We start from the raw sequence: 11076 nt of genomic DNA on the forward strand, positions 1-11076 counted from the left end.
TATAAAAATACATGGGATGGGAAATGTAACGAAGGCCTCCATATTGGAGAGGATGTGCCGGATGGTACTTACTACTATATCATTATACTCAATGATAAGGACCGGTTTGTAAACTACATTACAATAATGCGTTAGTTATGAAAAGTGCATATTTGATGCTTGCATGCCTGCTGCTGGCAGCTATGCAAACAAAAGCGCAGCAGGACGCCATGTACAGGCGGCAATGGGTGGGGGTAGATGGAGCTCAGCAAACCGGCACCATATCATTGGATATGTCGGTAGCGGATGATAAGGTAGGCCTGGGCATACAGGCTTTTAACGACCAGATAGGCATCACCAAAACAACCGGTTTTTATGGAACCTATGCATACCGTATCCGTTTCCAGGAAAAAGGTACCCTGGCCATTGGCTTGCAGGGCGGCGTAAGTAATTACCGGGCCAATCTGACTAAAGTAGACCTGATAGATTCAAACGACCCGGCCTTTTCTCAAAACATAAATGCCCTGCTGCCCAGCTTTGGGGCCGGACTATATTATAACTCAGACCGCTTTTATGTGGGATTTTCCATTCCCAACCTCGTAAAAAGTTATTTACGCAAAGATCAGATCTATTATACCGCCGACGTGATCGCAAAAAAGTACCTGCACTTTTTCTTTATCACCGGCTATGTATTTGACCTGGGCGAGGATTTTAAGCTCAAACCCTCCACCCTGGTAAAAGTAGTGCGGGGTGCGCCGGTGCAGGTAGATCTGAATACCAATCTCTGGATCAAAGATCTGGTGGCCGTAGGCGCATCCTACCGCACCGGCGATGCAGTAGCCGGCCTGCTGGAAATACAGGCTACACACCAGCTGCGCATTGGTTATGCCTATGATCATAGTATCTCCAACCTGGTGAAATATAACCAGGGCACACATGAGATCATGCTCCGTTTTGAATTTGGATGGGATAACGGGAAAGTATACTCTCCCCGCTATTTTTAAACCTGCACGATGAAGTATCACTATTATCTGCCAATATTTTTGCTGCTGCCGATGTTCATCCAGGCGCAGGCTACGCTGGTAGCCAGGGGCGATAAAGCTTTCCGGGACCTGCGTTATGTAGATGCCATTGACCTTTACCAGGATGCCCTGGCAGAAGATTCCATCAATAAGGCCACGATGATAAAGCTGGCGGAAAGTTATTACAGAACGCAGCAATACGATGCATCCCTGAGCTGGTACCACAAAGCTATACAGGCCGATGCGGCCGCCGCCACAGATACCGTATTATACCGCTATGCACAGCTGCTGGCCATGAGCGGTCAGTACCCTGCCGCTGCCGGGGCCTACCGGCAGTACATGGCTAAAGGCCACCCGGATGAGCAGCTGAACAACATGGCGCAGATCTATGAAAACAATATCTCCTCTTTTTACAAGGATACTTTGAACACACAAAGCCGCCTGCTGAATATCAACAGCGGGTATGCAGATTTTTGCCCGGTGTTTGTCCGTGCCGGGCTGGCCTTTGTATCAGACCGGCCCCGCGTACAGGCATTTAAGAAAATGAACGGGTGGACCGGCGGTGAGTTCCTGGAGCTGTTCTATATAAAAGATACAGCGCGGATAAAGGATGTAATGCTGCGCACCCCGGAGCTGGAAGATGTATTGTCTTATGCGCCGCAGGATAAGATAGTGAATGATGATAACGATCCTAAAAGCAGCGCCGGCAGCCCTGAGATAGCAGTAAACCGTAAGCTGAACTATAGGCCGGTGGAAAATCAGCTTTCCTCCCGGATGGTGATGGTTTTTGATAACCGGCTGGGCGGGCGTTTTCATCTGGGGCCGATGGCCTTTAGCCATAACCAGGATACGGCTGTGATCACTTATAATTACCCGGCAAAACAGGGAAAGAATGGCGTTAGCCGCCTGCAGCTGCAGTTTTTCAAAGCCACCCGCAATGGGTGGGAAAAGCTGCCGGACTTTCCATATAACAGCCCGGATTATAATGTAGGACACGGCGCGCTGCACCCAAATGGGAAAGTATTGTTCTTTACCTCCGATATGCCGGGCGGGCTGGGAGGGAAGGATCTTTATTACTGCCTGCTTACAGAAAAGGGCTGGGCGCCGCCGGTAAATGCAGGTCCGCTGGTGAATACCGCGGGGAATGAAATGTTCCCTTATGTATCACCGGAAGGGGTGCTGTATTTTTCATCCGACCGCTGGCCGGGCCTGGGCGGGCTGGATATTTTCAGTGTAAAGCTGGAGGGTGGATACAAAGCAATAGCTGCCCCACAAAACGCAGGGGCGCCAATGAACAGCCGCCGTAATGATTTTGGCGTGCTGCTATATGATCATGATCACCGGGGATATTTCAGCTCAGACAGGCGGGGGAACGATGATATTTACAGGTTTTCGCCCGTGAGCAGTGCGCAGTAATGCAGGCATACTGCCTGTACAAACGACAAACAACAAGGCTGAACAGCGGTGCAAAGCCATAGCCTGCGCCCGCTGTTTAACCTCATATGCCTTTTTAGCTTACATGTTTGCCTACCACTTTTGCCAGCTCAAACATAGAGATCTGGCTCTTACCTTCAAAGATCCCTTTCAGCTTATCATCGGCATTGATCATGCGTTTGTTCTGCTGATCCTGCAGGCCATGCGCCTTAATATAATCCCAGATTTTTTTGATGATCTCTGTTCTTGGCAAAGGTTGGCTGCCTACAACTGCAGCTAATGCAGGGCTGGGCGTAAGCGGGGCCATTAAACCTGTATTGCTTTTCTTAGCGGCAGTTTTGGGGGCAGCAGCTTTCGCTGTTGCTTTTTTAGCAGGCGTTTCCTTGGTAGCTGATTTAGCTGTTTTTGCCATAGTAATATTTAATTTAAGCGTTAATAATTAAAAACCGTTCAATAATTAAGACAGCCGGCTTTCTATAAAATAGCCTGTGCAGCTTAAATTATGCCAATTAACCTTTTATCGGCGGAAATAACGAAAGCGGTGCGCATCATCGTCCATATTAAAAGCATCTTTTGCACTGATAAAACCGGGCTGATGGGCTGTTAGCTCAATACCGCCGGGATCTTACCCGGAAAGGGGCCATCTTTTGCAATCACCGGGCAAGGTACCGGATTTTATACATGCCTGTAAAGGAACTATTACATTACAACCCTTTTTTTGATCTTTTGTTGAGGTCACACCACAAAAAAATTTTAAAATTCTTCCTGCCCATACTGACATAAGGCTGTCACTCCCCCTGTGTTACTTCGTATTGTCAAACAGATTATTAAACTTTAAAACACTTTGATCATGGCAATCAACACCACTCTTTCCGCTCCTGCACAGGTTATTAGCCCCGAAGAGCTGCTGCAGCACTGGCAGGGACACCGTCAATTGACCCGTCGCGTCATTGTTGCATTTCCCGAAGATAAGCTTTTCAACTATTCCATTGGCGGTATGCGCCCATTTGCCGGCCTGGCAGAAGAATTAACCGGCCTGGCAAGCGGCGGGATTAAAGGTGTTGCCACGGGTAAATGGCCGCAGATCAATGAGCTGGAGCACCATTCCGAAAAACCTTTGCCCACCACCAAGGAAGAAATATTAAAGCAGTGGGATGAGGTGACAGAGGAAATAGAAGCGCTCTGGCCGCAGATCACCCCCGAACGCTTTCACGAAGTGGAAAAAGCGTTTGGTATGTACGAAGGCCCCATTTACGCTAACCTTTTATACCTGGTAGATAATGAGATCCACCACCGGGGGCAGGGGTATGTATACCTGCGATCCCTGGGCATTGAACCGCCGCCATTCTGGGACCGTTTTTAATATATCCTAAAACACCGGGTTTACTGCCCGGTGTTTTTTTTATCCCCAATATCATTATCCGGTTGCACTTTTTTATTTAATATTGCCCCTGGCCAGTAAAATACCGGTCAACCTATAGGAAGACCCAGCCCTTATGAATCACGGATAAAAGGCTGCGCCGCTAACTGTACACGTATGAAAAACAAAGCCACATAAACCAAAATCGTAAAACGCATACTGTAGCAATAGCCTGGATACAGGAGCTGATACAAGAGATCATGTACGTCATATGCTTATCCGGCCATCCCCGCAAGGCAGTCCCTTCAATGTGAAGGAATTGTTAAGGCTGGGGGATAGCTTTTCGGGACACGTATTACCATAGGGGAAAATGACGGCAATTAATATTATTAGCTACTGACCAAAAACGGACCACAAGATCTATCAGATTCAAAGCAATCCTTAACAATTAAATGAAATGAAGAAAATGTACGCTTTATCATTAAAGCCATTTTGCCGTACAGCTATCAAAGCAACCTTTGTGTTGTTATGGGTAATGCTGTTGGGAATTACATCCTATGCCCAGCGCACAGATGGCACCATTAAAGGTATCGTTACGGACGAAAACAATGCACCGCTGCCCGGTGTAACCGTGTCGGTAAAAGGCACTAACCGGGGCACCACCACCAACGCCAATGGCGCCTACACGCTTACTGTGAACGGACCCGATGAGGTGTTGCTGTTCTCTTTAATGGGTTCCGTACCCAAAGAAGCAAAAGCAGAAGATAAAAAAGTAATTAACGTTACCCTGGTAACAGATACCAAACAATTAAAAGATGTAGTGGTAATTGGTTATGGTACCGCCAGTAAAAAAGATGTAACGGTATCTATCACCACTATTAAGTCGGAAGAGTTTAACCAGGGCGTATTAACCAGCCCCGCAGAATTACTGCAGGGTAAAGTAGCCGGCTTGAACGTAACCAAAAGCGGTGACCCCAACCAGGCGCCTGCCGTGGTATTAAGGGGCCCTTCCACCATCCGTACTACCGGTGGCGCTATGGAACCCTTTTATGTAATTGATGGTGTGCCCGGCGCGTCTATCGACCTGCTGGCGCCTGCAGATATTGAAAGCATTGATGTGCTGAAAGATGCCGCCGCCACCGCCATTTACGGTGCGCGTGCTGCCAACGGCGTAATTATGGTAACCACCAAAAGAGCCAAACCCGGACAAACAAGGCTGAACTACAGCGCTTACGGCGCTATGGAAGAAGTGTCCAAAGAAATTGATATGCTGAGCGCCGGCGAGCTGCGTGATTACCTGGCCAAGAACGGCCAAACCCTGATCCCTGTTCTGAATGATGATGGCTCCAGCACCGACTGGCAGGCCCTCACCAAAAGAAAGGGGTATTCAATGAACCACAACATTTCCTTTGGCGGCGCCACTGCCAACACTGATTACGGCGGCAGCGTAAACTACCTGAAGAATAATGGTGTGCTCAAGAATAGTTCCCTGGAACGTACCACGGTAAGAGGTTTCCTGACACAGCGTTTCTTCAATAACCGTTTAAAGTTAGGCGTTACCGTTACTAACAGCCACACTAAAGGCGACGACATCGTACAGCCGCAGGTATTATCAAACCGCCTGTTTTACCTGCCAACCGTAAGCCCCTTCAATAAAGACGGCTCCTATAAAGAATATTATGCCCGTACCGGTAGCGGTACTTTAAACCCACTGTCCCTGATCGATAATAACTTCATTAAAACAGATGATAACAAAACACTGATCAACGGACTGGTGCAGGTAGACATTATAAAGGGCCTGAAATATACCCTGTCCGCATCTACCCAGCGGGATGAATACAACTATAACAGTTACTACAACCGTTTTTCCGGCCTGGCAGTGAACTTTAACGGTTTGGCTACCCGTAAGTCGTACCTGAACACCAGCACCGTACTGGAATCTTATTTCAATTACGACCGCGAATTCGGACAGCATACCCTGCGCCTGTTAGGTGGCTACACCTATCAGCAGGACCGCAGCAATGATGGTTTCGGGATCACTACGCAGAATTTCTCAAATGATAACCTGACGTATAATAACCTGTACCTCTCCAACCCGTCCAATACTTCACAGATCGCATTTGATAACAATCCCATCTCCACCCTGCGCCTGATCTCTTATTATGCGCGTGTGCAGTATTCCTATGCAGATAAATACCTGTTCCAGGCATCGCTGCGTAATGACGGTTCTTCTGCATTTGGTGTGAACAACCGCTGGGGTTACTTCCCGGCTATCTCTGCCGGCTGGAATATCAGCAATGAAGAATTTATGAAGAACATACGGGCTATCAGCTTCCTGAAATTAAGGGTAGGTTACGGCGCCTCCGGTAACAGCGCCGGTTTCAACGCCTTCTCTTCCCTGCTGGTATATGGCTCTTCTGCCAGTCCTAAGTTCCTGTATAACGGTAATGTTACCAATTCCATTGGCCCGGTACGTAATGACAATCCTGACCTGAAATGGGAAAGCACCGCTACCACCAACATAGGCCTGGACTTCGGCATCCTGAAAGACCGCATCAATGGTTCTGTGGATTATTATATCAAGAAAACATCTGACCTGATCTATGATCAGTACCCGGTTTCCACAACCCAGTATTTTGTGCCTACCTATACCGCAAACGTAGGTAGTATTAAGAACACTGGTATAGAGCTGGTGATCAACGCGGTGCCGGTAAAAACAAAGAACTTTACCTGGAAAACCTCCGTTAACCTGGCGCACAACAAGAATACGATCGAAAAATTATCGAACGATAAATTCACCATCAACTACATTCAAACCGCGCAGCTGGGTGGTAAAGGCCAGTCAGGTAACTACAGCCAGATCATTCTGCCCGGTCAGGCCCTGGGCACCTTTAACCTGTGGCATTATGTAGGTAAGAATGAAAATGGGGTAAGCTCTTACGAGAATGCAGACGGGAAAGTGATCTCCACGCAGCCGCTGACCACTGATGCAAGGATTGCCGGTAATGCGCAGCCATCCCTCATTTACGGCTGGACCAACACTTTCTACTACAAAAGTTTTGACCTGAACTTCCTGGTACGTGGCGTAACCGGTAACAAGATACTGAATGCTACCCTGGCAGGTTTGAACAACCCGGTAGATTCCAAGATCCAGAACATTCCCACTTTCACCCTGCAGGAATCTTACAAGGATATTAATGCCTACCTGATCTCTGACCGTTTCCTGGAAAGTGGTTCTTACCTGCGTATGGATAATGTTACTTTAGGTTACACCTTTAAACCGCATACACAATCTGTAAAAAGCATCCGCTTTTATGTATCCGGCAATAACCTTTTTGTGATCACGAAATATCGTGGTGTGGATCCTGAGATTAACATCGGCGGTGTTACCCCCGGTATTGATAACAACAACTTCTATCCTAAAACACGCACTTATATCATAGGGGTATCTGCTGCTTTTTAACGGAAGCAGATTAAAAAAAGTAAAACAAAAATATTAACGGATGAAAAGAATATATTTGATCATAACAGCACTGGCGGCGCTTGTAACCATCAGTGGCTGCCGCAAGCTGGATGTGGATGTTGAGTCGCAGTACGTAGGCGGTAACTTCCCGGAAACATCCTCAGATTATGCTGCTTTGCTGGGTACCATGTACTCCAACCTGTCATCTAACTACGCCATTAACTACTGGCGTATGCAGGAGCTGTCAACAGACGAAGCTATTATTCCTGCACGCGATGGTAACTTTGATGATGGCGGCCAGTACCGCCAGTGCCACTACCACACCTGGACCATTGATCACCCATACGTAACCGGTATATGGCAATGGGGCTTTGGCGGTATTAACAACTGTAACCGCCTGGTTAGCGTGCTGGCCGGCTCCAAGCTGGATGATGCCGCCAAAACAGCTTTAACGCTGGAAGTAAGGGCTATGCGTGCATTGTACTACTACTTTATGATGGATACCTATGGTAATGTGCCGCTGATCACTACCTTCCCGGTAGACACCCTGCCCAGCACACAGCCGCGCGCTACCGTATTTGCCTATATTGAGTCAGAGCTGAAGGCCATTGCATCATCACTACCATCCAAAAGCAATAACGCAGCTACCAACCTGCTGCAGTACGGCCGCCCTACTAAAGCCATGGCATTTGCGCTGCTGGCAAAATTATACCTGAACTCCGTAGTATATACCGGTATAGACCGTTATAAGGATGTTGTGGCCATGGCCGACAGCATTCAGTCAAACACCAACTACACGCTGGATCCCCGTTTCCGCGACATCTTCCTGCCTAACAACGGACCGCAGATCAGCGAAACTATTTTTGCGGTGCCTTATGATCAGCAGATCCCCGGCAACCAGTTCACCCGTTTTGGTTTTTACTATTACCTGGTACAGGCATACGGTTTTAACGTAGGCTTAAGTATTGCTATGAGCACTACGCCTGAATTCTATGACCGCTTTAATATACCCGGTGATGCCCGCACCCAAACCTGGCTTGTAGGCCCGCAGTTCTACCCCGATGGTGCAGGCGGTTTCACAAACCAGCCGGTATTGTATCCTGATGACGGAACGCAGATCGTAATTTATAAACCGCTTATCCTGGTACCCGGCAAACCTATGGACATAGGGAACACGCGCCTTAGCCAGGCCTCCGGCGTACGTTCTGCCAAATACTACCCGGATCCTGCTATCACACAGGCAACCCGTTTGAATGGGAATGATGTACCGGTGTTCCGCTTAGCCGATGTGCTGCTGATGAAAGCAGAAGCTATTTTGCGCGGCGCACCTGCAACCGCGGTGAACGGGGAAGTACAAACGCCGCTTATACTGGTGAACAAGCTGCGTACCCGCGCCGGCGCCCAGCAGGCTACCAGTGTAGACCTTCAGGGTATCCTGGACGAGCGTGCACGCGAGCTTTCATGGGAAGGCTGGCGCCGCCAGGACCTCATCCGCTTTGGCCAGTTTGAAAAGGAATATCCTTTGCCGAACGATAACCTGAGCATGAATAAAGATGTAACCCGTCGTATTTATCCCATACCTATCACGGAGATCAGGTTAAACACAAACCTGAAACAAAATCCGGGATATCCTAACTAACTTTGTTGAAACCTGTAGCCGGCCTGTAACAACAGGCCGGCTTTTTTAAAACCATGATTATGTTGAAAACATTAATAAGCCTTAGCCTGGCGCTGGCCCTGCCGGTGCTGCATAAAGAAGGATTGCCGGACGAGCTGCACATGAACCGTATCCAGGTGATAGGCTCGCACAACAGCTATAAAAAAGCCATTGACCCCGCGTTATTTAAAGTATTCCGGCAAAAAGATTCTGTTTCCGCCAGCAAAATAGATTATGAGCACATTCCCTTAACAGCACAGCTGGACATGGGTTTGCTGAACCTGGAGATTGATGTGTATGCAGATGAAAAAGGCGGAAGATATGCGCACCCCAAAGGGCTGGACTGGGCGCCCGGTCAGCCGCCTTTTGACCCGGATGGCGTGATGAACCAGCCTGGCTTTAAAGTATTTCATATACCCGACCTGGATTTCCGCAGCTATTGCCTGACCCTTAAACAGGGCCTGCAGGATCTGAGAGCCTGGTCGGACAAACACCCGGATCATTATCCCGTATTCATTACCCTGGAAGTAAAAGGAGGGGAGCCCCGCAAAGAAAATTCTATGCTCACAGAGCCGGAGCCTGTAACAGAAGCCACTTTTCAGGCACTGGATAAAGAGCTCACGGATTATTTAGGCGCAGAAAATATTATTACACCGGATAAGGTACGCGGTAATTACAATACCCTGGAAGAAGCCGTGCTGCATGATAACTGGCCTACCCTGAAAGCAGCCCGTGGTAAATTTCTTTTTGTGCTGGATGATCATGACCGTAAAAGAGCCATGTACATTGCCGGCCATCCATCTTTAAAAGGCCGGGTGTTATTTGTAAATGCAGATCCCGGCACACCTGAAGCAGCTATGATGATCCGCAACAATCCCAGGCAGCCGGAAATAAAAGACCTGGTAGCCAAAGGTTATATCATCCGCACCCGTGCAGATGCTGACACTAAAGAAGCCCGCCTGAATGACCGGTCATCTTTCCAGGCCGCCTGCAATTCCGGTGCGCAGATCATTACTACGGATTACTATCGTAAAAGCACCCACTTCAGTTCAGATTATGAAGTGAGCTTTGATGGGAGCAGTAAGTATTTGCGGATGAATCCTGTGTTCAGCAACAGCACGGCCGCTGCAGGCGCGCACTGATAAAAGCTTTAAAAAATATACCGATCCACAAACGCATTCCTGAACTTACCTCCGGGATCATACGTTTGCAAAAGCTGCCGGAATTCCGGCAGCTTTTTGTATAAGAGCTTTATCCGTTCCGGCGCCATGGTAAATACTTTGCCCCAGTGAGGGCGTGCGTTAAAAGGCGCCAGCTGTTTTTCAATGAATGGTAATACCTGCTGTACGGCCTCCCAGTCCTGCTTCCAGGTGAAGTGAATGGCCAGGCAGGGTTGTTTGTAACAGGGGCTCATCCAAAAGCCATCTGCACCAATCGTACGTACTTCTGAGATCAGCAGGTGCGGCGCAATAAGGTCCCTTATCTGGTCTATAGCCAGCAGCGCATCATACCCATCATCCAGTGATACAAAATATTCTGATTGCAATTCTTCGCCGCTGCTGGGGGTAAAGTTCATACGGAAATGCGGCAGGCGTTCAAACCAGTCACCGGGAACGCCCATTTGTTCCGTACAGTGTACTGCAGATAATTCGCCAATAGGATGTAATGCTTGTGTGGCCAGCGTAGCACCAAAGAAATCAGCGGGCATTTTTACCTGCTGTCCCGCTTCCAACCTGCGTTTCAGCCATACCTGGCTAAAGGTGCGGCGCTTCCAGTCAGTGAACAGGCTTACACTATACGCGCTGGAAAAAATAGTTTCCAGGCGGTTTTCCAGCTCAGTAAAGGGCAGGTGCTCATAAAGGTCCTGCTGTATAGAATAAGAAGGAACAATGTTTAATGTTAGCTGGGTTACTACACCTGCACTGCCCAGGCCCACCACAGCCCCCCGGAATGCAGCGCCGTCTTTTTCACGTGATAGTGTAACTACCTCTCCGGAAGCAACCACCATTTCCAGTGCAGCAACAGCCGTAGCCAGGTTGCCATTCCCGCTGCCCGATCCATGCGTAGCAGTAGCGCAGGCGCCTGCTATTGAAATATGTGGTAAGGATGCCAGGTTATGTAAGGCAAAACCATTCTTTTGCAGGTGAGGGCATAGCTGCCC

At 48.5% G+C, this 11076-nt stretch carries 9 protein-coding genes; 7 read left to right on the plus strand and 2 right to left on the minus strand.

All coding sequences use genetic code 11. The features are described from left to right. The 3 genes from VIM87_RS31450 to VIM87_RS26705 form a co-directional block, all read left to right on the plus strand. A partial coding sequence (locus VIM87_RS31450) for a gliding motility-associated C-terminal domain-containing protein (protein WP_414649671.1) occupies nucleotides 1-135 on the plus strand: 135 nt, incomplete at its 5' end. 2 nt (nucleotides 136-137) lie between these two features. Next, nucleotides 138-983: a type IX secretion system membrane protein PorP/SprF gene (locus VIM87_RS26700; RefSeq protein ID WP_331999941.1), complete on the plus strand. Its 846-nt coding sequence runs from the start codon at nucleotides 138-140 to the stop codon at nucleotides 981-983. A 9-nt stretch (nucleotides 984-992) separates the two neighbouring features. Next, on the plus strand, nucleotides 993-2417 hold the full coding sequence (locus VIM87_RS26705) for a hypothetical protein (protein ID WP_331999942.1): 1425 nt from the start codon (nucleotides 993-995) through the stop codon (nucleotides 2415-2417). A 94-nt stretch (nucleotides 2418-2511) separates the two neighbouring features. Here VIM87_RS26705 and VIM87_RS26710 read toward each other — a convergent pair whose 3' ends face one another. Next, the gene (locus tag VIM87_RS26710) at nucleotides 2512-2847 is read right to left on the minus strand and encodes an SWIB/MDM2 domain-containing protein (protein ID WP_089906396.1); all 336 of its coding nucleotides are present in this window, start codon (nucleotides 2845-2847) and stop codon (nucleotides 2512-2514) included. A 438-nt stretch (nucleotides 2848-3285) separates the two neighbouring features. Between VIM87_RS26710 and VIM87_RS26715 the strand changes: the two genes are divergently transcribed. From VIM87_RS26715 to VIM87_RS26730, 4 genes are all read left to right on the plus strand, one after another. Further along, entirely contained in the window at nucleotides 3286-3798 is a 513-nt protein-coding gene (locus VIM87_RS26715; RefSeq protein WP_331999943.1) for a DinB family protein, read from the plus strand. 454 nt (nucleotides 3799-4252) lie between these two features. Beyond that, a complete protein-coding gene (locus VIM87_RS26720; protein WP_331999944.1) occupies nucleotides 4253-7258 on the plus strand; it encodes a SusC/RagA family TonB-linked outer membrane protein in 3006 nt (1001 codons plus the stop codon). A 40-nt stretch (nucleotides 7259-7298) separates the two neighbouring features. Then, a complete protein-coding gene (locus tag VIM87_RS26725) occupies nucleotides 7299-8897 on the plus strand; it encodes a RagB/SusD family nutrient uptake outer membrane protein (protein WP_331999945.1) in 1599 nt (532 codons plus the stop codon). Nucleotides 8898-8956: 59 nt separating this feature from the next. Continuing rightward, entirely contained in the window at nucleotides 8957-10057 is a 1101-nt protein-coding gene (locus VIM87_RS26730; RefSeq protein WP_331999946.1) for a phosphatidylinositol-specific phospholipase C1-like protein, read from the plus strand. Between the two features lie 8 nt (nucleotides 10058-10065). Here VIM87_RS26730 and VIM87_RS26735 read toward each other — a convergent pair. Beyond that, the coding region (locus VIM87_RS26735) for a D-arabinono-1,4-lactone oxidase (protein ID WP_331999947.1) at nucleotides 10066-11076 on the minus strand (1011 nt) is incomplete at its 5' end.

It is taken from the genome of Chitinophaga sp. (assembly GCF_036569125.1).
Taxonomy (GTDB): Bacteria; Bacteroidota; Bacteroidia; order Chitinophagales; family Chitinophagaceae; genus Chitinophaga.